The following is a 24376-nucleotide window of genomic DNA, read 5'->3' as shown; positions in this document are numbered from 1 at the left end:
GTTTCAGCCCGCCCAGCCTGGTGATGGCCACCATCGGCCTGTCGCTGGCGACCTTCATGCAGGTGCTCGACACCACCATCGCCAACGTCGCCCTGCCGACCATCTCCGGCAACCTCGGGGTCAGCTCCGAGCACGCCGAAGTCGCCCTGCCGGACGCCGGCTACCGCTCGCAGACCCGCTTCGAGCCTATCGGCGTGGTCGGCCTGATCGTGCCGTGGAACTTCCCGCTGGTGACCAGCGCCTGGAAAGTCGCGCCGGCCCTGGCGGCAGGCTGCACCGTGGTGCTCAAACCCTCGGAAATCACCCCTCTGATCGAACTGGTGCTGGGCGAGATCGCCGATGCCATCGGCCTGCCGGCCGGCGTGCTGAACCTGGTGCCAGGCCTGGCCGATGCCGGCGCCGCGCTGTGCAGCCATCCGGGCATCGCCAAGCTGTCCTTCACCGGCAGCAACGTGGTCGGCCGCAAGGTCATGGAAGCCGCCGCCGCGCGTACGCTGCCGGTGGGTCTGGAGCTGGGTGGCAAGTCGCCGATCCTGGTGTTCGAGGACTGCGACCTGGACGAGGCCGTGCAGTGGATCATCGCCGGCGTCTACTGGAACGCCGGGCAGATGTGCTCCGCCACCTCGCGCCTGCTGGTGCAGGAGTCCATCGCCGAGTCGCTGCTGGCGAAGCTGAAGGTTGCGGTGGAAGGTCTGCGCGTTGGCGACTCGCTGCTCGGCGAGACCGACATGGGCCCGATGACCAGCGAAGCGCAGTACCGCAAGGTGCTCGACTACTTCGCCGTTGCCCGCGATGAAGGCCTGGCCTGCCTGACCGGCGGCGAAGCGGGCGAGGGCTGGTTCATCCAGCCGACCGTCTATACCGGCGTGCCGGCGGACAGCCGCCTGTGGCGCGAGGAAATCTTCGGCCCGGTGCTCTGTGTGCGCACCTTCGCTGATGAAGCGGATGCCCTGGCTCAGGCCAACGACAGCGACTTCGCCCTGGCCGCCACCGTTTGCAGCGCCGACCTCGAGCGCGCCCAGCGCGTCGCCGAGAACCTGGAGGCTGGCAACGTCTGGCTGAACTCGCCGCAAGTGGTGTTCCCGCAGACTTCCTGGGGCGGCGGCAAACGTAGCGGCATCGGCCGGGAGCTGGGCCCGTGGGGCCTGTCGGCGTTCTTCGATATCAAGCACATCACCGCGCCGCGCTGATCGGTGTCACCCCGTGCTCCAGGCGCAGGTCCTCGACCAGCGCCTGGAGCGCTTCGTTGTGCCCCGGCTCGTCGCGCACCACCAGGCTGTGGGTGATGCCGTAGCCGAGGCTGTCCGGCAGCAGTGCGCGCATCTCGCCCTGTCCGACCCAGCGCTCGGCGTAGTGGGTGGGCAGGTAGCCCAGGTGGGTGCCGGCGCGCACGGCGTGTAGCACCGCTTCCATGTGCTGGGCGAAGGCCGTGCTGCGTTGCGGGTCGGCCGGCAACTGTACGTCGGCCACCGCATAGCCGTGCTGGATCCAGTCGCAGCTTTCCAGTTCGCCCGCGTCCCTCACCTGTTTGTCGAACAGCGGATGCCCACGCCCGCAGAACACGGCCACCCGCTCGTGGTACAGCGGCTCGTAGCGCAGATTTGGCAGGCGCCGGCTGAAGCAGGCGATGGCCAGGTGCAGGCGGCCGCTGAGCACCAGACGCTCCAGTTCGCTGGAGGATTCGATGAGGAAATGCAGGCGCACGTCCTGATCGCGGCGGTTGAAGCGAGCCAGGGTCTGGTGGATGCGTGCGTCGGGGAGAGTGGCGATGTTGTCGGCCAGGCCCAGGTGCAGCTCGCCGACCAGTCGCCCGGCGAGGGATTGCACCTGATCGCGGAAGTCCCCCAGCGCGCTGAACAGGTTCTGCGCATAGTCCAGCACGCGCTCGCCTTTCTCGGTCAGGCGGAAGCCGCTCTTGCCGCGCTCGCAGAGGCGGTAGCCCAGGCGCGTCTCCAGGCTGGCGATGTGCGTGCTGATGGTCGACTGGCCCATGCCCAGCTCGCCCTGGGCCGCGGAAAAGCCGCCGCAGCGCACCACGCAGGCGAAGATGCGCAGCAGGCGCAGGTCGAGATCGGAGACGTTATGCAGCATCGCGGGGCGGGCCTTTGTCGATGTGAGATGTGTCTGACGTCGAAGGCTATCAATGTATCGCGGAGCTCGCCATGAGCGCCTGTCGTGGCGCTTCGGGCCCGTGCTAGAGTGCTCGGCCCTGTCCCGCGGAGGTGATGATGTCCGTTCGCATGCCGGGCGCCATGCTGGCGCTGTTGTTCTGCCTTCCCCTCGGCTTTGCCGGCGCCGCTATTGCCGCGCCGATGCACAGCCAGTTCCTGCCGCCGGACGACGCCAACCTGCGCCAGGGCGAGCCGGAGCAGCAACAACTACTGCAGGTCACCGAGTACAGCGTGGTGCTGGGCAACCAGCGCCAGTCCAACCAGCAGCCGATCCCGATCACCACGCCGTCGCTGCTGCGCCTCAAGGGCAAGCCGCTGAACAAGGGCGCGCAGATCAGCCAGGTGGTCATCAGCTTCGATGTTGAGGGCAAGAGCCTGAAGAAGCCGGCCTACGACGAGAAGACCCGCGTGCTCAGCCTGTATTACCCGCAATCGGCTTATCCACAGCTGCTCGACCTGCTGCGCAACGGCACCGTCTACGTGCAGTTCCTCACCTACGGCAACGGCCATATCTGGGCCGACCTGCATACCGGCGCCGTTCGCGCGCGTTGAGCCGCGCCCGGCGCGGGGTTAAACTGCCCGACCCGTGGTGCCCGGCCTGAGCCGTTGCCGGCCGCGATCCCCGAGACAGCCGTAGAGAGAAGCGAGCGATGCGTAAAGACAAGAAGCAGGTGATTGGCGAAGAGATCAACGATGACGCCATCAAGCTGTTCCTCGAGGTGGAACCGGCCGACGACACCCCGGCGTCCCTGCACAAGCTGGTCAAGGCCTACCGCGGCCTGCGCGTCGACGACTTCGAGCGCTTCATCGGCTTCTTCGTCGAAGCCGGTTACGACCTGTCCGCCAAGGACGCCCAGGGCCAGGACTTCATCGCCCTGATCCAGGATCAGCGCCAGGCCGAGCCCTACATCGAGCTGATCAAGGCCGCCCGCGGCTGATCGATCGGATTCGCCGAAAAGCCCGCCATGTGCGGGCTTTTTTGTGCATGAATCCGATAGGAAAAACTCCAGGTAGGATGGCGTGGAGCGAAGCGATACCTATCACTTCCAAGCGTCGGACCGCATGGGTATCGCTGCGCTCCTCCCATCCTACGTAAAGACTCGCCGGACGCCTCCAGTAATCCCCGCCTAGACTTCTCCTCACAACGATAACGACAAGGCGAGGACGAAGCCGTGCAAGTACAGCCCTATCTGTTTTTCCATGGTCGCGCCGATGAGGCCATTGCCTTCTACCAGCACGCGGTGGGCGCCCAGCTCGGCGCGCTGATGCGCTACGAGGAGGCCCCTGGCCCCGCGCCGGTGCCCGATGGCTGGTTGGACAAGGTGATGCACGCCAGCCTGCACATCGGCGAGACGGAGGTGTTCCTGTCCGACGGTCGTGGCGAGCACAACGCCAGTTTCAACGGTTTCTCCCTGCACCTGACGTTGCGCAGCGTGGTGGCCGCGGAGCAGGCATTCGCCGCCCTGGCGGAGGAGGGGAAGGTGGAGATGCCGCTGGAGAAAACCTTCTGGGCGCAGCGTTTCGGCATGCTCACCGACCGCTTCGGCATCGGCTGGATGGTCAGTTGCCACTGAGCCCTGCACCCGGAACGAAAGCAGAAACGAAAAAGCCCGCCGGATGGCGGGCTTTTTCATGGGTGCAGCACTCAGGACGCGGCGACGATCTGCAGACGGTCGGCGGTCATCTGGTTGACTTCGCGGTACACCGCGGCGTCGGTTTCCATCTGCTTCTCGCGGGCCGGGAAGATCTCCTTGAGCTTCGCGGTCCACTCGGCCGACTGGTAGCGCTCGGGGAAGCAGCGCTCCAGCAGGCCCAGCATGATCGAGACGGTGACCGAGGCACCCGGCGAGGCGCCGAGCAGGGCGGCGATGCTGCCGTCCTGGGCTGCAACCAGTTCGGTACCGAACTGCAGGATGCCGCCTTTCTTCGGGTCCTTCTTGATGATCTGCACGCGCTGGCCGGCGGTTTCGAGGCGCCAGTCGGCCGGGTTCAGCTCCGGGTAGAACTTGCGCAGGGCTTCGATGCGCTGGTCCATCGACTGCATGACTTCCTTCACCAGGTAGCGGGTGAGGTCCATGTTGTCGCGGGCCACGGCGAGCATCGGCAGCAGGTTGCTGGTGCGCACCGAGAGCGGCAGGTCGAGGAACGAACCGTGGCGCAGGAACTTGGTGGAGAAGCCGGCGTACGGGCCGAACAGCAGCGAGGTCTTGCCCTCGACCACACGGGTGTCCAGGTGCGGCACGGACATCGGCGGGGCACCCACTTCGGCCTGGCTGTAGACCTTGGCCTGGTGATGCTTGACCACTTCCGGGTTGTCGCAACGCAGCCACTGGCCGCTCACCGGGAAGCCGCCGAAGCCCTTGCTTTCCGGAATGCCGGACATCTGCAGCAGCGGCAGCGCGCCGCCGCCGGCGCCGAGGAAGACGAACTTCGCCTTGACCTTGCGGGCGTCGCCGGTCTGGGTGTTCTTGATGTCCACCAGCCAACCGTCGCCGGAACGCTCCAGGCCGACCACTTTCTGGAAGTAGCGGACGTCGCTGCCTTCGCGGCTGGAGAGGTAGCCCAGCAGCTGGTTGGTCAGGGCGCCGAAGTTGACGTCGGTGCCGCTGGCGACGCGGGTCATGGCGACCTGCTCGTCGGCCGGGCGACCGGGGATGGTCAGCGGGGCCCATTCGGCGATCTTCGCGCGGTCCTCGGTGTATTCCATCGAGGTGAAGGCATGGTGCTGGCTGAGCAGCTCATGGCGCTTCTTCAGGAACGGAATGTCCTTGCCACGCACGAAGCTCATGTGCGGAACGGGGTTGATGAAGTTGCGCGGCGCGCCGAAGGCGTCCTTCCCGGTCAGGTAGGCCCAGAACTGCTTGGACACCTCGAACTGGGCGTTGATGTTCACCGCCTTCTTGATGTCGATCGAGCCGTCGGCCGCCTGCGGGGTGTAGTTCAGCTCGCAGAGGCCGGCGTGACCGGTGCCGGCGTTGTTCCACGGGTTGGAACTCTCGATGGCTCCGGATTCCTGCAGTTCGACGATCTCCAGCTTCACGCCCGGATCGACTTCCTTGAGCAGGACAGCCAGGGTTGCGCTCATGATGCCGGCGCCGACCAGCAGCACGTCCATCGATTCGATTTCGTTCTGCGCCATTAACGCGTCTCCAAAACTATCAGCAGCCAGTTGTGACAAGGGTTTCACGCCCACTGCGCAAAACAGTTGTCCGAATTCTTCTCAGGTCGGAAGACCTTTCACGAATGCTTCGAGCCGGGATCGGAGGAGGGGGAATGCAGACCTTCTCGGCAATCCACGGACAGACGAAGTCATCCGCAAGTGCATCGGGGAGTGGCGCTCAGGCGCGGCTTCCGGTGCCGAAAAAGCGATTCAGTGCTGCGGGGTCAGACGTCAATGGTGCTACCAACGCAAAACTCTTCATTGCTCGCCACACTCTCGTGAAGTAGTGAAAAACCTTCGATCACGCTCTTTTGGAGGCGTGAAGCTCAAAGGGGATCGTCGTCGCGGGCCGGTCCGGTCTCCGTGCGGAGGGGGCGGCTGCATCCTTGCCAAGTTCTGCGCAACGAACGTACAAAGCGCGACGGCCAGTGACCGAGGCGAGTGGCGACTCTCTTTGAGGGGTGGCAGAGGCGAGACACGGTGTGTCGGCATCGTGCGGGGCCCGACCAGGAGGCGTCCTTATAATCGGGGGGCGATTATAACGGCGAAACCGATAAAAAAGCTCGGCACCTTAGACTTTTTTCCTAGGGTGTACCTCTTGTTGCCCATTTGCGCCCCGTCCCGGTGCGCGCTGCCTGCAAGTGGGTCAAGGCGGCCGAACGACGCGTTGCGACGGGAACCCTGAGAACCTGTTCCGCGTCCAATGGCCAAGCGCTATCTGACCGCGCTGCCCGCCGGTATACTGCCGGCCATCGCTTACCCCATGGAGAGATGAGCATGCTGCCTCGCCTGTTGCTTGGCGTTATCGCTGCCGCCAGCCTGACCTTGACCGGCTGCGCACTCAGCCCGCAACAACTCAACCCGAGCCCCGAGTTCAAGGGCCCGGTCGCCGCCGTTGGCCAGGGCCAGCCGGTGGCGGTGAAAGTCGTCGACGGTCGCCCGAGCACTGCGCTGGGTACCCGTGGCGGCCTGTATTCGGAAACCAGCCAGTTGACCGTGCGCAGCGAGGATGTGATCCCCAAGCTGCAGCTGCAGGCTGAAACCGCCGTGCGCCTGCTGGGCTTCACCCCGTCGGCCAACGCCTACAACGCACCGCAACTGACGCTGACCTTGACCGAACTGAAATACCAGTCGCCCAAGGAAGGCATGTACGTCACCGAGGCCGACATCGGCGCCACCTTCCGCGCCGACGTGCAGAGCGGCACCCGCCGCTACAGCGGCCGCTACGGTGCTTCGCTGAACCAGCGCTTCGGCATGGCGCCCAATGAGCAGACCAACACCAAGCTGGTGAGCGATGTGCTCAGCGACGCGCTGACCCGTGTGTTCAAGGACCCGACCATCGGCCAGACGCTGAACCAGCGCTGATTGATTTCCGGCGACATGAAAAAGCCCGGCCTAGGCCGGGCTTTTTCATGGGCGCTGATCGGGAGTGATCAGGCGGCCTGGCGGTACGGGTCGACCTCGAACGAACGCATGCGCTCGTCGGTTTCCGGCAGGTCCAGATGCTCGTGGCCGCACGCCTGGGTATAGACCAGCCAGTGGTCGTCCTGGACGTTGAACGAGAGTTCGACGACCACGGCTTCGATTTCTTCCAGGTGTTCGATCAGGTAGGCGTTTTCGTGGGGGATGATCTCGAGCATGGCGAATCTCCTTGGCGAAATACGGATTGGCAGAATTCGTTCAAGCCAGCAACGTGCCAGGGCGCCTGAGAGGTCTTAGACCATTTCTCGATAATTCTTACGCTCGTCGTAAATAAGCGTTGCGCGCTGGCTGCGAAGGCGGGCCAGCAGATAAAATGCGCGTCGATTGTTTCTCATCCATGACGGGCCATGCCCGTTCGTCCCAGACTGACCCCCGCTTTGCTTCGAAGTCGATGGCGTGCAGTTCTGAAGCGGAGGTTGTGATGTCGCTGCAGGCGCTCTGGAACCTGTTCCAGGCCCATCCCGGTCGTATCGTGAACGACCTGGCCCTGTTCTTCGCCCTGGCCGGAGGCTGGCTGCTGCTGGCGACCCGTCGCCGCGAACGCCTCGCCCTGGCGCGTCTGGCCGCCGAGAGCGAAATCGCCCCGGTAGCGCTGGACAGCATCGAGCCGACCGCGCGGATGAACCGCTTCTTCTACCGTTTCGGCTTCGCCTGCATGGCGCTGGCGGTGACGGTGAGCTGGTATAGCACCCAGCTCTGATCCGTTTGAGAGTTGGAAAAAAGGCGCCCGTAGGCGCCTTTTTTCATGCCGGCTGCTTGAGCCGGTACTGGTTCAGCACCGGGTTGGCGTACTGCAGGATCAGGTGGCCACGCTGCTCCGCGGGGCATTCGCCGAGGCGGCGCTCCCATTCGGTGCGCGCGCGCTGCAGTTCCTCGGCCTTGAACAGCGTCTCGGCGCGCGGCACGTTCAGTGCGGCGTCGCGCAGCTCGGAGGCCTCGTAGGCGAGGTAGTGCACCGGGAACAGCCGGTAGTTGCCGAGGATCTGCCGGTCCAGCTCGGCGGCGAGCTGTTTGGCATCGGCGAAGTCGCCGGTGATTTCCTCGCCGAAGTTGATGTGCACCCGGCCCTTGTAGCCGGTGATGCCCTGCACGATGCTGCGGTCGTCCTCGCCTGGCGCCTTCTTGTACTCGCCGGTGGTGGCGCGGGTGAACAGCTCGCGGGCCTTGGCGGCGTCGCAGGGGTCGTACTCGTAGCTGATCGACACCGGGATCAGGTGCAGCTGGCGCACCACCTCGGCGAACGGCTCGTCCTTGCGGCTCATGTGGAACATCTTGAGGATCGCCGAATCGGTGCGGTCGTTACCGTCCTTGGCGCGGCCCTCGGCCTGGGCGATCCAGATCGACTGGATGTCCTGGCAGATCGAGTGATTGATGTACGCCGAGAGGTTCTGGTACGCCGCCAGCTTCTCGCGCCGGCCGCTGATGGAGCGGTGCACGATGAAGCTCTTGTTCAGGCGCATCAGGTCGCTGACGAAGGGCTTCTGCAGCAGGTTGTCGCCGATGGCGATGCGCGGCGTCGGCAGCTTGGCGTGGAAGATCGCGTAGTTGCAGAAGGCCGGGTCCATCACGATGTCGCGGTGGTTGGCGATGAACAGGTAGGCGCGGCCGGACTGCAGGCGCTCGACGCCCGAGTAGGTGACGCCGTCGGTGGCGTGCTCGATGGTGCGGTCGACGTAGGGCTCGAACTTGTCCTGCAGCGCGACGACGCTGCGGATGCCGGTGACTTCGCGGGCCAGGCGATGGGCTATAAGTGGTCTGAGCAACCAGCCGAAAGGACCGGACAGACGCGGGAAACGGTAACGCGCCAGCGCGCCGAGGAAGGCGTCATCGCTCAGCAGGCGCTGCAGGACAGCCGGGACTTCGGCGTCGTTGTACGGTCGGATGGCTTCAAACTCGCCCATCATGCTCTCTAATGGTTGTATCGAAAGGACCGGGCCGCGATCTAGACGGCTCGGAGGGGCGCACGGCGACGCTGTGGTCGAGGTGGGCACCCAAAAAGACCGCGCGATTATAAACGGAAGTCACAGGGGAACCAGCGATGCTCGAAAGTCAGGGCTATTCCTGCCCATATTGCGGCGAGCCGGCCGAGGCCGTGCTCGACCTGTCCGGCGGCGACCAGAGCTACTATGAGGATTGCCCGGTGTGTTGCCGGCCGATCCTGTTCCAGCTCCACACCGACGGCACCGACTGGTCCCTGGAAGTCCAGCGCGAGGACGATTGATGCAGCGAATCTACGAACCCGCCGACCTGATCGAAGCCGAGCTGCTGGGCGGCATGCTGGCCAGCGAGGGCATTTCGTCGCACCTGGGCGGCCGCCACCTGGTCGGCGGCATCGGCGAGCTGCCGGGCATGGGCCTGCTGCACCTGTGGGTGGGCGACGCGGAGGCCGAGCGGGCGCGGGAGCTGATCGCCGCGTACAATGCCGCGCAACCCCTGCCGGGCCCTGCCGATGATCACGAGGGTGGCCCTGGCGTCCTGCTTTGCTGATCCTGATTCGAGCGCCCCGATGACCAGCCGCTACGCCCTGTTCCGCTGGAACCGCGAGCTTGCCGACAGCGCCGGCTTCCCGGCCGACCTGCAGCCGCAGTGGAACCTCGCGCCCGGCGCCCGCGTGCTGATCCTGCGCGAGGAGAATGGTGTGCGCCATGCTGACCTTGCGCGCTGGGGCCTGACCCCGGCCTGGCTGACCGACCTGTCGCGCACGCCGGCCCATGCCCGCGCAGAAACCGTCGCCGAACAGCCGATGTTCCGCGATGCGTTCGCCCAGCGCCGCTGCCTGCTGCCGGCCAACGGCTTCTACGAATGGCGCGGCCCACGCAAGCGGCCGTACTGGGTGTCCGGCGGTGGGCTGATCTGCTTCGCCGGGCTGTGGGAGGCCTACCCGGTGGAAGGGCACATCTATTACAGCGTGGCGCTGCTGACCCAGGCGGCAGGCGACCTGCGCCGGCCGGTGGTGCTGGATCTGGAGGAGCAGGCGCAGTGGCTGTCGAACGACACCGCCAGCGCGCGGGTGCTGGAACTGGCCCATCTGCCCCTGGCGCGACTGCGCGAACAGGCGCTGGCGAACTTCATCAACGACCCGACCTGCAATGGGCCGGAGTGCCTGACTCCCGCCTGACGCCGGGCCTCCCCGTAGGAGCGGACCTTGTCCGCGAAGGCTGCGCCTCACTCCGATGCCGAAGGTATGAACACCTGTAGGAGCGAGGGGGACGCCATCGTTATTGCTCGCGAACTGGCATGGCGGTTTTGGTCGGCTTGGTGAGCAGGGATTGAGCGGTGAGCTGTGGCAGATTCCTGTGGAAGCGGAATCCGTCGCGAAGGATTTCGCGGACAAGGTCCGCTCCTACGCGGGCATCCCCATCGGCGTACAACCGCGAACGGTTGTACGCCCTGCGGGTCGCCTTACACCTTGAACTGATTCACCAGCCGGCGCTGCTGCTCGGCCAGCTTGGTCAGTTCGGCGCTGGCCTGGGAGGCTTCGTCGGCGCCGCCGGCCACCTGGTTGGCGACCATGCCGATGTTGCTGACGTTGCGGTTGATGTCCTCGGCCACCGCGCTCTGTTCCTCGGCGGCGCTGGCGATCTGGGTGTTCATGTCGTTGATCACCGACACCGCCTGGGTGATCGACTCCAGCGCCTCGGCCGCTTCGCCGGCATGACGCACGCTGTCGGCGGTCTTTTCCTGGCTCTGCTGCATCACCTGCACCACGTCGCGGGTGCCGTTCTGCAGCTGCTGGATCATCGACTGAATTTCCTGGGTGGCCTGCTGGGTCTTCTGCGCCAGGTTGCGCACTTCGTCGGCGACCACCGCGAAGCCGCGCCCCTGTTCACCGGCGCGGGCGGCCTCGATGGCGGCGTTGAGCGCCAGCAGGTTGGTCTGCTCGGCGATGCCGCGGATGGCCACCAGGATCGCGTTGATGTTCTCGCTGTCGCGGGCCAGCGACTGCACCACGCCCACCGCGCGGCCGATCTCGCTGGCCAGTACCTGGATCGCCGTGGAGCTGCTCTCGACGATGCGCTTGCCATGGTGCGCGGCCTGGTCGGCATGGTTGGCGGCTTCGGCAGCATGGGTAGCGTTGCGCGCCACGTCCTGGGCGGTGGCGGTCATCTCGTGGACGGCGGTGGCCACCAGCTCGATTTCCGCCAGCTGCTTCTGCACGCCCTGGTTGGTGCGGATGGCGATGTCGGCGGTGTGCTCGGAGGAATCGCTGACGTGCTGCACCGAGGTCACCACCTGGCCGATCATGCCCTGCAATTTGCCGAGGAAGGTGTTGAAGCCCTTGGCGATGGAGCCCAGTTCGTCGGCACGTTCGCTGGACAGGCGGCGTGTCAGGTCGCCTTCGCCCTGGGCGATGTCGTCGAGCATGCCGACCAGCTGGCGCAGCGGCCGGGCGATGCCGTGGCCGACCAGCCAGATCACGGCCAGGCCGATGGCGGCGATGAGCAGGCCGACCAGGGCCATGCCCAGGGTGTCGCTGTCGCGCTGGGCCTTGAGGTCGCTCTGCAGCTTGTTCAGGTCACCCAGCACGGCTTCCTGCGGCAGCTGCAGCATCAGCGTCCAGCGCGCGCCGGAGTCGGCGATGGTGAAAGGCAGGAACAGCTCGATGTGGCCGTGCTCCTTGTCCAGCGAGGTCAGCGGCTGGTCGAGGGTGAGCTTGCTCAGGTTGGCCACTTCGTTGGCGTCGAGCACGCTGCCGGCCGGTTCGCCCAGCTTGGACGGGTCCTTGGTGTAGGCGACCAGGCGGCCATTGGTGGAGATCAGCGCCATCTCCCCGGCGCCGTCGTAGAGCTGGCTGTCGGCGGTCTTGAGCAGGTCCTGGATGAAGTCCAGCGACAGGTCGACGCCGACGGTGCCCTTGAACTGGCCCTTGACCATGATCGGCGCGTTGAACGAGGACATCAGCACCATCTTGCCGCCCATCTCGTAGGGCGCCGGGTCGATGATGCAGGGTTGGTGCTTTTCCTTCGGGCACAGGTAGTACTCGCCTTCGCGCACGCCGGTGGGCTGCATCTTCTGGCTTTCCAGGGTGTCGCCCATGGCCTCGACGGTCAGGCTGCCGTCCTTGCGGTACCACCAGGGCATGAACCGGCCGCTGCCGTCATAGCCGGGCAGGCCGGCGTACTGGGTGTCGTTGCCGGCGAAGGCGTCGGGTTCCCAGCCCGCGAAAGCGTCGAGCAGCTTCGGGTTCTGCTCCACCGTCTGGCGCAGCAGGTTGGACATGCCGGCGCGGCCGATGCCCAGCAGCGGCTGGCCGTTGGCGTCGGTGGCGTCGAGCAGGGCGTTGGTGTTGGCCAGGTCGCGGGCGACGGTGAGCGGGTATTCCAGCTCGCGCTGGATCTGGCTGACCTGGCCGCGGGCCAGGGCCACCAGGCGCTCGTTGATGACCTGTTCGAGCAGGGCCTGGGTGCGATCCTGCACGAGAGCCTGGGTACGGGAGCCGGCGAACAGCGCGTACAGCACCAGCGCGGCGACCACCGCCAGAACGCTGGCACCCGCCAGCGCGACCACGGAAAACTGGATCGACTTGAATTTCATACGGGTACCCGGAATGTCCCAGAGGCGTGCTTGTCTATCTGTATCGGCAGGCCCGGGGGAATTCCTTAGGCGGCCGTTGTAAAGGGTTGTAACGCGTCTGTTTGCCGCCTGTCGCAGGATTGTCGGCAGCGAGCGCTGGGTCTAGCATGTGATGTCATTGTGAAATTATCGCTGCCCTGCCGCGGGCTTTTCGTCGGTGCGGCGAAGCGGCCCGCGCAGGCCCCGGCGGGTTTCGCAAGTCACTGCTGCGCCGAGCGTTTCGCGGTAGTTGCCGGGCACCGGGGGTGGGCCTACCATGCGCGCTGTCCGTGGGAGATTGCATTGTTTCGGGAGAGCAACATGCCCAGAGTTTTCCGGGTTGCCGGCATCGCCGCAGCCCTGTTGCTGACCGCTTGCCAGCAGGTGAATACCACCAGCGGCGGTGTCGTCGGCGTCGAGCGCAAGCAGAACATGTTCAGCATGCTGTCCAGTGCGCAGGTCGATCAGATGTATGCGCAGTCCTACCAGCAGACCCTCAGCGAGGCCTCCAAGGCCGGCAAGCTGGATGCCAGCAGCGCTGACGCCAAGCGCGTGAAGGCCATCGCCGACCGCCTGATCCCGCAGACCGGCGCGTTCCGCCCGGATGCGCCGTCGTGGAAGTGGGAAGTCAACGTCATCCAGAGCGATGAGCTCAACGCCAACTGCGGCCCCGGCGGCAAGATCATCGTCTACACCGGGCTGATCGATAAGCTCAAGCTAACCGACGACGAGCTGGCCGCGGTGATGGGCCATGAGATCGCCCACGCCCTGCGCGAGCATGGCCGTGAGGCGATGTCCCGCGCTTACGCCGAGCAGATGGGCCTGGGAATTGGTGGCCAGCTGCTGGGGCTGGGCCAGACCAGCATGGACATGGCCCACCAAGTCGTGGAATACAGCCTGACCCTGCCCAACAGCCGGCAGAACGAGAACGAGGCCGACCTGATCGGCCTGGAACTGTCGGCCCGCGCCGGCTATAACCCCAACGCCGCGATCACCCTTTGGCAGAAGATGGGCCAGGCCGGAGGCGATGCGCCGCCGGAAATCCTCAGCACCCACCCGGCGGACAGCACGCGGATGGCCAACCTGCAGGCTGCCATTCCGAAGGTCATGCCGCTCTACGAGCAGTCCAAGACCCGCTGAGTCGTGTCTTTACAGCAGAAGTTCGTGATTCTCTCGAACGGCCAGGGGCGGCGTAAGGCTGCGCCGCTTTCCCCAGTGAACAGGGAGCACCCGTGAAAATCGCTGTACTCGGAGCCACCGGGCTCCTGGGCCACCACGCCGCCCGAGCCATCAAGGCGGCCGGCCATCAGCTGGTGCTGATCCATCGACCCTCATCGCAGATCCAGCGCCTGGCCTACCTCGAGCCGGAGTGCCGGGTCGCCGAGCTCTTCGATCACCAGGGCATGGCCCGCGCGCTCAGCGGGCTGGACGCGGTGATCTTCAGCGCCGGTTACTACCCGGTGCGTCCGCGTCGCTGGCAGGAGGAGGTCGCCAGCGCGCTGGACCTGACCAACCATTTCTACGCCGCCTGCCTGCAGGCGAAAGTGCCGCGCATCCTCTACGTCGGTTCGGCCTTCGCCATGCCTGCGCACCCTCAGGGGCTGCCGGGGCATGAAGGGCTGTTCTACGAAGGGCTGCCTACCGGCAAGAGCGCCTACGTGATGTGCAAGTGGGCGCTCGACGAGCAGGCCCGCGAGCAGGCTCGCGGTGGGTTGCCGGTGGTGATCGGGATTCCCGGCATGGTCCTGGGTGAGCTGGATATCGGCCCGACCACCGGGCGCATCATCACGGCCATCGGCCGTGACGAGATGCTGCATTACGTGCCGGGTCGGCGGAATGTCATCGACGCCTCCGAGGCCGGGCGCGGGCTGCTCATGGCGCTGGAGCGTGGCCGGGTGGGCGAGCGTTACCTGCTCACCGGGCACAACATCGAAGTGGGCGAGCTGACGGCGACCATCGCCAAGCTGCTGGGCAAGCCGGCGCCAACGCCGATGCCGCTGCACCGCGCCCGCGCGCTGGCGACCCTGGGCCGCTGGCGCTACCGGTTGACCGGCAAGATGCCGCTGCTGGACGACACTGCCATCGAGGTCATGGCCGGCGGGCAGTTCCTCGACGGCCGCAAGGCGCGTGAGGAGCTGGGGTTCGAATCGCACGTGCCGTTGGGGGACACGCTGGAGCGGGCCATTTCCTGGTTCCACGCCAACGACTACCTCTGATTCCTGCCGCTGCGCCGAATCGGCTCTTGTAGGAGCGGAGCTTCTCCGCGATCACCGCGATAGCGGTGCGTTGCCAAGGCGCCGGCCTGCCGACCGGATTCGCGGATAGGATCCGCTCCTGCGAAAAGCGCTCTCAGCCGGGGATTGGCTTCGGCAATGGCCTAGCACCTGGCGCGGATAATCTGGAGCAGGTTATCCGCCTTCGACGCCGCGGCTGACCTCGGGAACCTTGTAGGAGCGAGCTTGCTCGCGAACCGCCCAGCACCGAGCGGCTCCGGTTCGCGAGCAAGCTCGCTCCTACGAAAAGCCTCTGCGGAGTTCCCTGCAAGAGTGGCAAGCAGACAGAAAAAGCCCGGCATCTGCCGGGCTTTTTCTTTGTTCAGGGCAACGCCTTCTCGGCAAAGGGCCGGTTGGGCAGGCCCATCTGCGCGCGGAAGCTTTCCATGTCGAACAGCGTGCACAGCTCCTGTACCTGATCCTGGCTATTGAAGATCCAGAAGCCCATGGCGGGGATGCTGACGATGCGGTCGCTGACCGGATAGCCCAGCACCGGCCGGGCGATGCTGCCCATCAGGGTGCTCCAGGTGAAGACCTTGTTGCCCTCGCGGATGCATTCCTCCACGGCGACTTCGAGGTCCTCCATGCCGCCGCGGATTTCCTCCACCAGCGCGCGGTAGCCGATGTTGTCCAGCGGTTGCGCGGTGAAGGAGCTCTTGTAGATGAAATCCGGGCTGTGCAACTGCTCCACCAGCGCCAGGTGTCCCTTGTTCCAGGCCAGGTCGATGTGGTGGCGGGCGATCTTCTTCAGGTCTTTGTCCGGCATGACGACTTCCTGTGTCGCGGGAGGCGGAGGCGCCACTGTGTATCGCTGGCATTACACAGGCATTGGCCGGCGCGCCAGCCTCCCTTCGGACGGCAGTCAGTGATTGCCGGTCAGAGCACTCCGCCCAGCTTCAGCGCGTGGTACACGGCAGCCAGACCGAGGATGGCGAAGGCGGCGGCGGCCAGGCGGCGGATCAGGTTCAGCGGCAGGCGCTCGGCGGCGAAGTTGCCAGCCAGCACCACCGGTACGTTGGCGATCAGCATGCCCAGCGTGGTGCCGATGACCACCAGCCAGAAGTGCGGGTACTGCGCGGCCAGCATCACGGTGGCGACCTGGGTCTTGTCGCCCATCTCGGCGAGGAAGAAGGCGATCAGGGTGGTGAGGAAGGGGCCGAACTTCTTCAGCGAGCCTTCTTCGTCGTCATCCAGTTTGTCCGGGATCAGGGTCCAGCCGGCGACCGCCAGGAAGCACACGGCCAGCACCCAGCTCAGGGTGGCTTCGGAGAAGAACGAGGCGACCCAGCTGCCGACGGCGCCGGCGGCGAAGTGGTTGGCCAGGGTGGCGGCGATGATCCCGGCGATGATCGGCCAGGGCTTGCGGAAACGCGCGGCGAGGACGAGCGCGAGCAGTTGCGTCTTGTCGCCGATTTCCGCGAGGGCAACGATCAGGGTGGGGACGAACAGGGATTCCATCAGGCTTCCTAAGGGGCGGGTCGACTAATCACCATGACACGCGCCACCTGCCCGCCCCGGGTCAGGTTGCTCGTGTCATAGGTCTTGTCAAACCCGGGCCTGAACGCTGCAGGCTTGGGTCGCACGCGCCATGGTCTGTGGACCAAGTATGTTGACGCGTGCCGGGCGAGCAGGGCGCTCGCGGGAGACTACTCCCCTAGGACGGGGCGCATTCTGCCCAAGTCGTAGGACTTGGGCAAGTTGCCAGTAGGATCAGTCCGTCTTCGGTCGCACATCCATGTCTTCATAGCGAATGAAGCGGGTGCCGTTCTTGAACCGGTAGCCCAGCCAGATCGCCAGGAACAGCGGGATGGTGATGTAGGTGGCGACCAGCCCGGCCCAGTCCACATGCTCGCCGACGAAGGCCTGGTAGTTCTGCCCCAGGGTGATGACCAGGCAGAGCACGAAGGCAAACAGCGGGCCGAGGGGGAACCACTTGGCGCGGTAGGGCAGGTCGTCGAGGTTGCCACCCTGCAGCACGAAGCCCTTGCGGAAGCGGTAGTGCGACACCGCGATGCCCAGCCAGACGATGAAGCCGCACATGCCCGAGGCGTTGAGCAGCCAGGTGTAGACGGTCTTGTCGCCGATGAAGCTGGTGAGGAAGCACAGCGCGCCGATCAGCGTGGTGGCATACAGCGCGTAGCGCGGCACGCCGCTGGCGGAGACCTGGGTGAACAAGCGCGGCGCCTTGCCCTGGGTGGCCATGGTGTAGAGCATCCGGGTCGAGGCGTACATGCCCGAGTTGCCGGCCGAGAGGATCGCCGAGAGGATCACCGCGTTCATCACGCCGGCCGCAGCGGCGAGGCCAGCGCGTTCGAACAGGAGGGTGAACGGCGAGGTGCTGATATCGCTGCTGTCGGTCTTGAGCAGGTTCGGATCGGTGTAGGGAATCAGCATGCCGATGACGAAGATCGACAGGATGTAGAACATCAGGATTCGCCAGAACACCTGGCGGATGGCGATGGGAATGGACTTCTGCGGATTCTCCGATTCGCCCGCGGCGACGCCGATCAGCTCGGTGCCCTGGAACGAGAAGCCGGCGATCATCGCCACCCCGATCATCGCCTGCAGGCCGCCGACGAAGGGCGCGTCACCGGTGGTGAAGTTGCTGAAGCCGGGGCTGTCGATGCCGTGCATGATGCCGATGATGCTGGCCAGCCCGATGCCGATGAAGATCACCACGGCCACGACCTTGATCAACGCGAACCAGAACTCGCTCTCGCCAAAGCCCTTCACCGAGAAGAAGTTGAGCATGAACATGATCGCCAGGAAGCCGGCGCTCCAGTACATGCCCGAGACTTCCGGGAACCAGAACTTCATCACCAGCTGCGCCGCCACCAGTTCGGCGGCGATCGTCACCGCCCAGTTGTACCAGTAGTTCCAGCCCATGGCGAAGCCGAAGCCATCGTCGATGAAGCGGCTGCCGTAGGTGCAGAACGAGCCGGAATCGGGGATGTACGCCGCCAGTTCGCCCAGGCTGGTCATGAGGAAGAACACCATCAGGCCGATCAGCGCGTAGGCCAGCAGCGCACCGCCGGGGCCGGCAGTGGCGATGGTGCTGCCGGAGGCGACGAACAGGCCGGTGCCGATGGAGCCGCCGATGGCGATCATGTTCAGGTGGCGCGGCTTGAGGGAGCGCTTCAGATGATGCGGCTTCTCCTTCGGCCCCATGGCGAAAGTCAGTTCGACGTCATCTCTAATTCTTCGGTTCACGGGTGTCCTCGATATTTCAGGGCGAGCGGCGGTGCGCCGATCCAGCGGGCTGCGTGGAGTGTAGTGCGAGCTCTGGATCAGCGCCGGGCGCTATAGATGCGGAAGCCGTCGGCCTCGGCCAGGGTGCGACAGGGGCCCAGGTGCTGTTCGATCAGCGGCGGGTATTTCAGGAAGCTGTTGGCCACCAGGCGCAACTCACCGCCGGACGCCAGGTGGCGGGCGGACTGGCGCAGCAGGTTCTCGGTGGCGGCATAGCTGGTGTGCACGCCCTGGTGGAAGGGCGGGTTGCTGACGATGGCGGCCAGGCCCTCTGGCGCGGCGTCGATGCCGTCGCCGGCGATCACCTCGCCCTCCAGGCCGTTGGCGGCCAGGGTCAGGCGGCTGCTTTCGATGGCGAAGGCGTCGACGTCCAGCAGGGTCAGGCGGCTCTGTGGATAACGACGCTTGAGCGTGGCGCCGAGCACGCCGGCGCCGCAGCCGAAGTCCAGCAGGTGGCCGACCGGCAGCTTGTCCAGGTGCTCCAGCAGCAGCGCGCTGCCTCGGTCCAGGCGGCCATGGCTGAACACGCCGGGCAGGGTGATGACCTGTAGCGGGCCGTCGGCCAGCGGCAGTTCGTAGCGTTGGGCGAGGGCATGCAGATCGGGTGCAGTCGGGGCGCCGTCGATGTGCGTGTGCCACAGCTGGCAGTGGCGGGCGCTGTCCAGCTTGCTGGCGCGGCCGAATTCGCCGAGCTGCTTGCTGGCGCGTTCGACGCCGGCACGTTTCTCGCCGACCAGGTACAGCTCGCCGTTCGCCACGCAACTGGCCAGCGCGGCCAGCAGGTAGTCGGTCAGCTCGCGGGATTTGGGCAGGAACAGCACGGCCGCGTCGAACTGGCCGGCAGGCGGCGTGGCACCGAAGTGGCAGCGGCCGGCGTAGCGGCCTTCGAGTTGCCGGGCTTCTCCGGCATGCCAGCTCCAGCCGTGCGCCTGCGGCAGGTCGCCGAGCAGGGCGTCGGCAGGCAGGCCGGCGAGCAGGACGCGGCCCTGGAAGCGCTCGATCTGGCGCAGCAGCACTTCACTGGTGGGGGCGTTGGACATGCGGCCTCCTGGCAAAAAAGGGCGCGAGTTTAGCAGGGCTGCAAGGGCCGAGCCTAGGCGAGCCGCACCTCTGCGTTCTTCCAGAAGTCGTCGCCACGCAGTTCCAGCGCGCCCGCTGCGACCTGTTCGCGCAGGCGCCAGGCAGCCAGCAGGTCGCTGACGAACAGGCCGTCGACATAGGCCATGGTCGGGCCGATCACCGATTGCACCGGGCGCCAGGAGTCGCTGGCGCTGTCCAGCAGGATGCGGTCGATGTGCTCGTAGCCGGCACTGCTCAGCTGGCCGTCCAGCCACAGGCGCAGCGGCGCGTTGGCGGCCAGGGCGGCGCGCCACTCCTCACCCAGGCGCTGGCGCTCGGCGGCGTCCAGTTCATGGCTGGCGGCCAGGGCGCTGGCCAGCTCCTCGGGTTTGAGCATGGCGATGGCATGGCGGTCGTCGCAGCGGCACTGGCCGCTGCCGGCGCCGATGCTGCGCAGGGGAATGCTTGCCGGCAGCAGGGCGCAGAGGCGGCGCAGCAGCAGTTGCTCGCTGGCGCTGTCGCCGTGCCAGACGCTGATGGCGCTGGCATCCGGGTTGTGCAGCCAGTTCACCTCGGTGGCCATCTCGATGGCGATTTCCCGATAGCGCAGGACTTCACCACCGAGACCATGCCAGAACGCGGCGCGCTGCTCGCAGGGCGGCGTATCGACGTCGCCGAGCGGGCCGACGGCCAGGTCGTCCGGCATCACACGGATCTTTTTCTCCACCAGCACGCCGGCTTCTACGGCCCGGCGCAGGGCATCGGCGGCACCGTCGCCACAAACCAGATGCAGGCTCATGGCGCCACCACCCGGCGCGGTTCACCGGCGAAGAAGGCGCTGGCGTTCTCGCTCAACTGGCCGACGATGCGCTGCCGTGCCTCGCGGCTGCCCCAGGCGCTGTGCGGGGTGAGGATGAAGCGCGGGATGTCGCCGGCCAGCAGCGGGTTGCCGTCTTTCGGCGGCTCGACGCTGAGCACGTCGAATGCCGCGCCGCCCAGGTGGCCGCGGCGCAGGGTGTCGGCCAGCGCCTGTTCGTCCACCAGCCCGCCACGGGCGGTGTTGATCAGGTAGGCGCCGGGCTTCATCAGGTCCAGCTCACGCTGGCCGATCAGGTTGCGCGTGGCGTCGGTCAGCGGGCAGTGCAGGGTCAGGGCGTCGACTTGCGGCAGCAGTTCGTCCAGCGCCAAGCGGTCGGCGCGCGCCGGGCGGCCGGGCAGGGCGCCAAGCAGCACGCGCATGCCGAAGGCTTCGGCCAGTTTCGCCACTGCGCCGCCCAGTTCACCGTGGCCGAGCAGGCCGAGGGTCTTGCCTTCCAGTTCGACGATGGGGAAGTCCAGCAGGCAGAACTGCGGCGCCGTCTGCCAGCGGCCCTCGCGGATTGCCGCCTGGTAATCCGGCAGGCGGGTGGCCAGGGCGAGCAGCAGCATCAGGGTGTGCTGGGCAACCGAGGGGGTGCCGTAGCCCTGGCAGTTGCTCACGGTCACGCCGTGACGGCGCGCGGCGTCGAGGTCGACATTGTTGGTGCCAGTGGCGGCCACCAGGATCAGCTTGAGGTCCGGGCATTGCTCGATGGCTTCGGCGCCGATGCGCACCTTGTTGCTGATCGCCACCTGCGCGCCTTGCAGCCGCTCGGCCACTTCCTGGGGATCGCTGCGGCCGTGCAGCACCAGCTCGCCGAACTGCGCGCGCAGCGGCGCGAGGTCGAGGTCACCGAGATCGAGGGAGGCGTGGTCGAGGAAGACGGCGCGAGGAGCATTCATGAGCGATGACACCTTGATCGGCAGAACGAAAGTGAAGGGGATTCTCGGCGCAACCCTGCCCGCTAACAACCCAGGCTGCCCGCGAGACGAGGGGCGGAAGCAACTGCACTGAGGTTAGACGTTTGAGTGAAAAGTCTGACAGACGTTTCAGTTTCTCCTCATCTGCGGCAAGGGCAGGGCTTCGTAGATTGCGCCCATCGAAACCTCGAGGTGACTCGCGATGATGGGTTGGCTGATTTCCGGTCTGACTGTCTTTGGCATCACGACCGCTGGCGTCTGGAGTGCTCGGGTCTGGTCCCGTGCCGAATCCGCTGCATCCTTTCCCCGTACGCGGCGACGCAAGCCGGCGCGCTCCAGCGGCCCCGAACCGCTGCTCTGCTTTGGCGCCCTGATGGCGGCCTGCGAAGGGCCGGCGGGAGCAGCCCTGGTACGCGAGCGTGGCGAAATGGCCGAGCGCCTGCAGGCCGACCTGGCCGAATGCTGGGGCATTCGCGATGCCGAATCGGCGCGCGACACGCTGCACGGCATGCTGCTGGAAGCGCATAGCCTGCCGCTGGACGAGGACTTCCGCCGCCTGCAACGCAACGAACCGAGCGCCTTCGACGGCGAGCAACGCCTGCGCTGGCAGCGCGCAAAGCAGGCCTGGAGCAAGGCCGGCCAGGCCCTGCCGAAGGACCTTTCCATGGCTGCCCACGACTACGAATGCGTCGCCTGGCTGGCGCGGCGTTGCCACGCCTGCGGTTATCTCAGCGAGGCCGAGACCTGGCTGTGCCTGGCCTGGGTCGCAGAAGCCGCCGTGCGCCACTTCGCCGACTGGCAGGCCTACGCCGCTTCCTATGTGCTGGTACGGGCCATCCTGCAGCGCGACGGTCAACAAGGCCCGCTGGCCATCCGTGCCTACAAGGAGCTGATGGAGGACGCGGGCCAATGGCGGGTCAACCCGCTGGCGGGAATCCGGGTGGATGACGTGGTGCTGCAGACCGAGCACGAGGTTCCACTGCCCGCCTGCCAGCCGCGCCAGTCCCTGCTGGCCTTCGGCTCGCTGATCGCGCTCAGCGCCGGCAGCCGTTCCGACCGCCTGGCGATTGCCCCGGATGAGCCTGAGCTGCATCGCCTGTGGCTGGCCCGGCACTGGCGCGCCGAGGGCCAGGCGCAGGTGCAGGAGCGCTTGCACTGGTTGCTGCAGACCGGCAGCCGCGCGCGCTTCGATGAACAGTTGCAGCGCAGCGCCGGCCGCCTGGAAATAGCCGCTGGCGAGGGCGGCCAGGAGCGCTTCGAGCAGGCGCGCCGGGCGCTGCTCAAGGCGGGGCATGATCCCGAGTTGGTGGATGGCTGCCGCACCGCGCTGGCCTACGACCTGGAGCGGGCCGCCTTCGGCGCGCGCCTGGCCTTCGCCGCCGGCCTGCTGGACGAGGCAAGCCTGTGGAATGCCCTGCGCCACATGGCGCGACAAGCCCGCGCGGCCTTTGCCGACTGGGAGCAGTACCTGGTGTCGATGGTCATCGGTCATGCGCTGGCCAATCAGGATCGCGATGCCGGCCGGCAACTGCTGCGCAGTGGCATGGCGCTGCTGGATGGCATCAGCCCGTTCGCCGAGCACCTTTCACCCTGSCAGGCCTGCCCGCTGGGCAAGCTGCCGGTGCTGCACGCGGTGGCGGCTGCGGCTTCCCGTTGAAGGCGACTGCTTGTCGACGGCCCGCCGCTTCGTATAGAACGGGAGGCTTTCTCGGCAGTGGTTCGGAGGCGCGATGTACTGGGCAGAATTTCTCACGGTGGCGTTCATTCACCTGCTGGCGGTGGCCAGCCCGGGCCCGGACTTCGCCGTGGTGGTGCGCGAGAGCGTGACCCACGGCCGCCGTGCCGGCACCTGGACGGCGCTGGGCGTGGGCAGTGCGATCTTCCTCCACGTCACCTATTCGCTGCTGGGCATCGGCCTGATCGTGTCGCAGTCCATCGTGCTGTTCAACGCGCTGAAATGGCTGGCGGCGGCCTACCTGCTGTACATCGGTTTCAAGGCGCTGCGGGCGCGCCCGGCAGGCCCGGCGGCAGCTGAAGCCGTCACCGAGCCGGTGCAGCGCAGCGCCCGTGGCGCCTACGTTGCCGGCTTCGTGACCAATGGTCTGAACCCCAAGGCCACGCTGTTCTTCCTCTCGCTGTTCACCGTGGTGATCAACCCGCATACGCCGCTGCTGGTGCAGGCCGGTTATGGCGTGTACCTGGCCTGCGCGACGGCAGCCTGGTTCTGCCTGGTGGCGCTGCTGTTCAGCCAGCAACGGGTGCGCGCCGGCTTCGCGCGCATGGGCCACTGGTTCGACCGGGCGATGGGCGTGGTGCTGATCGGCCTGGGCATCAAGCTGGCCTTCACCGAGCTGCGCTGAGGCGATGAAGCAGGGCGCCGCGAGGCGCCCGCGGATTTCATTGCAGGGCGCGAATATTCGCCACCTCCGCCGGCGTGACCGGCGCTGCCTGATAGCCCCAGGCCGAACGCAGGAAGCTGGCGAGCTGCGCCACCTGGGTGTCGCTCAGGCGCCAGCCGAAGGCCGGCATGCTCAGGCCGGTGGGCGCGCCTTGGGTGATCGGCATGCTGGAGCCGTTGAGGATGATACGGATCAGCGAGTCGGCGCCTTCGCCGGTCACCGCCGAGTTGCCCGCCAGGCGCGGGAAGGTGCTCCTGTAACCCTGGCCGTCGCTGCGGTGGCAGGCGGCGCAGTTGTCCAGGTAGAGCTCCTCGCCACGACCTTCCGGCTTGCCATCGGCCAGGCGCTCGCTGGTGTAGTCGCTGCCCACGGCCTGTGCTGCATGACCAGCCGACAACGATTGCAGGTAGACCGCCACGGCTTTCAGATCGGGCTCGCTGAAGTGCTGGGTGCTGTGCTCTACCGCTTCCCCCATCGGGCCGAAGGCCGCCGCGTGGGCATTGCGCCCGGTCTTGAGGAACTCCACCAGGTCGGCTTGCGACCAGCCGCGCAGACCGTTGCCGGAGGCGCCCGTGAGGTCGGCGGCGTACCAGCCGGCCAGCTTGGCGCCGGACAGGTAGCCTGGAGTGGTCTGGTCCAGGGCCTTTTCCTGGAAGGCGAGGCCGCGCGGGGTGTGGCAGGTGCCGCAGTGGCCCAGGCCCTGCACCAGGTAGGCGCCGCGGTTCCACTGCGCAGTCTGGCTGGCCACCGGCTGGTAGGGCGCGGCCTCGGTGAACAGGGCGTTCCACACGCCCAGGGGCCAGCGCATGTTCAGCGGCCAGGGGATGTCTGTCGCGCGGTTGTCGGTGGGATCGGCCAGCACACCATGCCGGAAGTAGGCGTAGAGGTCGCCGACGTCCTGGTCGGTGAGCCGCGCGAACGACGGATAGGGCATTGCCGGATAGAGGTGGCGGCCATCGGCGGCGACGCCTTTGCGCAGGGCGTCGGCGAATTGCTCCTGGCTATAGCCGCCGATGCCGTTGCGGGTATCGGGAGTGATGTTGGTGGCGTAGATCGCGCCCATCGGCGATTGCAGCGCGAGGCCGCCGGCGAAGGGACGCTTCGGATCGGCGGTATGGCAGGCCGCGCAGTCGCCCAGCTGGGCAAGGTAGCGGCCGCGTTCGATGGCGGCGTCCAGTTCGTTGGCGGTGTCGGCCTGTACCGAGCCTACGGCCAGCAGGAGGGCCAGTGAAAACAGTGCGGATTTCATGG

25 protein-coding genes and 1 riboswitch are annotated in these 24376 nt (G+C 66.6%); of the genes, 13 read left to right on the top strand and 12 right to left on the bottom strand.

Features of this window, described 5'->3' with window-relative positions; translation table 11 throughout:
* Positions 1–1190 (top strand): aldehyde dehydrogenase family protein (locus QO207_RS14500; protein WP_301533072.1); only part of this gene is annotated, 1190 nt, incomplete at its 5' end.
* Here the strand turns inward: QO207_RS14500 and QO207_RS14495 are convergent.
* A complete protein-coding gene (locus QO207_RS14495) occupies positions 1174–2091 on the bottom strand; it encodes a LysR family transcriptional regulator (RefSeq protein ID WP_301533071.1) in 918 nt (305 codons plus the stop codon). The genes QO207_RS14500 and QO207_RS14495 overlap by 17 nt on opposite strands.
* A 161-nt stretch (positions 2092–2252) precedes the next feature.
* Here QO207_RS14495 and QO207_RS14490 point away from each other — a divergent pair, with 161 nt between their 5' ends.
* The 3 genes from QO207_RS14490 to QO207_RS14480 all read left to right on the top strand — a co-directional run bounded on the left by QO207_RS14490 (position 2253) and on the right by QO207_RS14480 (position 3745).
* Positions 2253–2723, top strand: a complete 471-nt coding sequence (locus QO207_RS14490; RefSeq protein ID WP_301533085.1) for a hypothetical protein — start codon at positions 2253–2255, stop codon at positions 2721–2723.
* Positions 2724–2821: 98 nt separating this feature from the next.
* The gene (locus QO207_RS14485; RefSeq protein WP_301533070.1) at positions 2822–3109 is read left to right on the top strand and encodes a PA4642 family protein; all 288 of its coding nucleotides are present in this window, start codon (positions 2822–2824) and stop codon (positions 3107–3109) included.
* Between the two features lie 234 nt (positions 3110–3343).
* On the top strand, positions 3344–3745 hold the full coding sequence (locus QO207_RS14480; RefSeq protein WP_301533069.1) for a VOC family protein: 402 nt from the start codon (positions 3344–3346) through the stop codon (positions 3743–3745).
* A gap of 71 nt (positions 3746–3816) precedes the next feature.
* Here QO207_RS14480 and mqo read toward each other — a convergent pair whose 3' ends face one another.
* On the bottom strand, positions 3817–5310 hold the full coding sequence (mqo, locus tag QO207_RS14475; RefSeq protein WP_301533068.1) for a malate dehydrogenase (quinone): 1494 nt from the start codon (positions 5308–5310) through the stop codon (positions 3817–3819).
* Between the two features lie 798 nt (positions 5311–6108).
* Here mqo and QO207_RS14470 point away from each other — a divergent pair.
* A complete protein-coding gene (locus tag QO207_RS14470) occupies positions 6109–6696 on the top strand; it encodes a YajG family lipoprotein (protein ID WP_301533067.1) in 588 nt (195 codons plus the stop codon).
* Between the two features lie 68 nt (positions 6697–6764).
* Here the strand turns inward: QO207_RS14470 and QO207_RS14465 are convergent, their stop codons facing one another.
* Complete coding sequence (locus QO207_RS14465; protein WP_301533066.1) at positions 6765–6971, bottom strand: hypothetical protein; 207 nt, start codon at positions 6969–6971, stop codon at positions 6765–6767.
* Between the two features lie 263 nt (positions 6972–7234).
* On the opposite strand from QO207_RS14465, the gene QO207_RS14460 reads away from it, so the two are divergent.
* Positions 7235–7513 (top strand): hypothetical protein, encoded by a 279-nt coding sequence (locus tag QO207_RS14460; protein ID WP_301533065.1) that lies wholly within the window; start codon positions 7235–7237, stop codon positions 7511–7513.
* A gap of 43 nt (positions 7514–7556) precedes the next feature.
* On the opposite strand, the gene QO207_RS14455 is transcribed toward QO207_RS14460, so the two are convergent.
* Positions 7557–8717, bottom strand: coding sequence for a 1-acyl-sn-glycerol-3-phosphate acyltransferase (locus QO207_RS14455; RefSeq protein WP_301533064.1), 1161 nt, complete (start codon positions 8715–8717; stop codon positions 7557–7559).
* 134 nt (positions 8718–8851) lie between these two features.
* Between QO207_RS14455 and QO207_RS14450 the strand changes: the two genes are divergently transcribed.
* The 3 genes from QO207_RS14450 to QO207_RS14440 are packed head-to-tail and all read left to right on the top strand — an operon-like array spanning position 8852 to position 9931.
* Positions 8852–9034 (top strand): CPXCG motif-containing cysteine-rich protein, encoded by a 183-nt coding sequence (locus QO207_RS14450; protein ID WP_301533063.1) that lies wholly within the window; start codon positions 8852–8854, stop codon positions 9032–9034.
* Positions 9034–9300, top strand: a complete 267-nt coding sequence (locus QO207_RS14445) for a DUF2007 domain-containing protein (protein ID WP_301533062.1) — start codon at positions 9034–9036, stop codon at positions 9298–9300. Before QO207_RS14450 ends, QO207_RS14445 begins: the two co-directional genes overlap by 1 nt.
* 19 nt (positions 9301–9319) lie before the next feature.
* On the top strand, positions 9320–9931 hold the full coding sequence (locus tag QO207_RS14440) for an SOS response-associated peptidase (protein ID WP_301533061.1): 612 nt from the start codon (positions 9320–9322) through the stop codon (positions 9929–9931).
* Positions 9932–10215: 284 nt separating this feature from the next.
* On the opposite strand, the gene QO207_RS14435 is transcribed toward QO207_RS14440, so the two are convergent.
* The gene (locus tag QO207_RS14435; RefSeq protein ID WP_301533060.1) at positions 10216–12348 is read right to left on the bottom strand and encodes a methyl-accepting chemotaxis protein; all 2133 of its coding nucleotides are present in this window, start codon (positions 12346–12348) and stop codon (positions 10216–10218) included.
* Between the two features lie 339 nt (positions 12349–12687).
* Here QO207_RS14435 and QO207_RS14430 point away from each other — a divergent pair, with 339 nt between their 5' ends.
* Both QO207_RS14430 and QO207_RS14425 read left to right on the top strand, forming a co-directional pair.
* Positions 12688–13506 (top strand): M48 family metallopeptidase, encoded by an 819-nt coding sequence (locus QO207_RS14430; protein ID WP_301533059.1) that lies wholly within the window; start codon positions 12688–12690, stop codon positions 13504–13506.
* A gap of 92 nt (positions 13507–13598) precedes the next feature.
* Positions 13599–14582 (top strand): NAD-dependent epimerase/dehydratase family protein, encoded by a 984-nt coding sequence (locus tag QO207_RS14425; protein ID WP_301533058.1) that lies wholly within the window; start codon positions 13599–13601, stop codon positions 14580–14582.
* A gap of 379 nt (positions 14583–14961) precedes the next feature.
* Here the strand turns inward: QO207_RS14425 and QO207_RS14420 are convergent, their stop codons facing one another.
* From QO207_RS14420 to QO207_RS14395, 6 genes are all read right to left on the bottom strand, one after another.
* On the bottom strand, positions 14962–15405 hold the full coding sequence (locus tag QO207_RS14420; protein ID WP_301533057.1) for a ketosteroid isomerase-related protein: 444 nt from the start codon (positions 15403–15405) through the stop codon (positions 14962–14964).
* A 110-nt stretch (positions 15406–15515) separates the two neighbouring features.
* Positions 15516–16097 carry a TMEM165/GDT1 family protein gene (locus QO207_RS14415; protein WP_301533056.1) on the bottom strand — a complete coding sequence of 194 codons (582 nt, stop codon included), beginning with the start codon at positions 16095–16097 and terminating at the stop codon, positions 15516–15518.
* Between the two features lie 77 nt (positions 16098–16174).
* A riboswitch (yybP-ykoY riboswitch) is annotated at positions 16175–16306 on the bottom strand.
* A gap of 43 nt (positions 16307–16349) precedes the next feature.
* Positions 16350–17807 carry an amino acid permease gene (locus QO207_RS14410; protein ID WP_301533084.1) on the bottom strand — a complete coding sequence of 486 codons (1458 nt, stop codon included), beginning with the start codon at positions 17805–17807 and terminating at the stop codon, positions 16350–16352.
* A gap of 119 nt (positions 17808–17926) precedes the next feature.
* Complete coding sequence (locus tag QO207_RS14405) at positions 17927–18928, bottom strand: class I SAM-dependent methyltransferase (RefSeq protein WP_301533055.1); 1002 nt, start codon at positions 18926–18928, stop codon at positions 17927–17929.
* A gap of 53 nt (positions 18929–18981) precedes the next feature.
* Positions 18982–19746, bottom strand: coding sequence for a DUF1835 domain-containing protein (locus tag QO207_RS14400; RefSeq protein ID WP_301533054.1), 765 nt, complete (start codon positions 19744–19746; stop codon positions 18982–18984).
* Entirely contained in the window at positions 19743–20708 is a 966-nt protein-coding gene (locus QO207_RS14395; protein ID WP_301533053.1) for a 2-hydroxyacid dehydrogenase, read from the bottom strand. The genes QO207_RS14400 and QO207_RS14395 overlap by 4 nt, the downstream gene beginning before the upstream one ends.
* A gap of 391 nt (positions 20709–21099) precedes the next feature.
* Here QO207_RS14395 and QO207_RS14390 point away from each other — a divergent pair, with 391 nt between their 5' ends.
* Both QO207_RS14390 and QO207_RS14385 read left to right on the top strand, forming a co-directional pair.
* Positions 21100–22383 (top strand): DUF1266 domain-containing protein, encoded by a 1284-nt coding sequence (locus QO207_RS14390; RefSeq protein WP_301533052.1) that lies wholly within the window; start codon positions 21100–21102, stop codon positions 22381–22383.
* A gap of 73 nt (positions 22384–22456) precedes the next feature.
* The gene (locus QO207_RS14385; RefSeq protein WP_301533051.1) at positions 22457–23086 is read left to right on the top strand and encodes a LysE family translocator; all 630 of its coding nucleotides are present in this window, start codon (positions 22457–22459) and stop codon (positions 23084–23086) included.
* Positions 23087–23123: 37 nt separating this feature from the next.
* Here QO207_RS14385 and QO207_RS14380 read toward each other — a convergent pair whose 3' ends face one another.
* On the bottom strand, positions 23124–24374 hold the full coding sequence (locus tag QO207_RS14380) for a cytochrome c (protein WP_301533050.1): 1251 nt from the start codon (positions 24372–24374) through the stop codon (positions 23124–23126).
* Positions 24375–24376: the final 2 nt, after the last annotated feature.

The sequence above is a fragment of the Pseudomonas sp. CAN1 genome (assembly GCF_030462585.1).
Classification (GTDB): Bacteria; Pseudomonadota; Gammaproteobacteria; order Pseudomonadales; family Pseudomonadaceae; genus Pseudomonas.
This window is presented reverse-complemented; position numbering and strand designations above follow the sequence as displayed.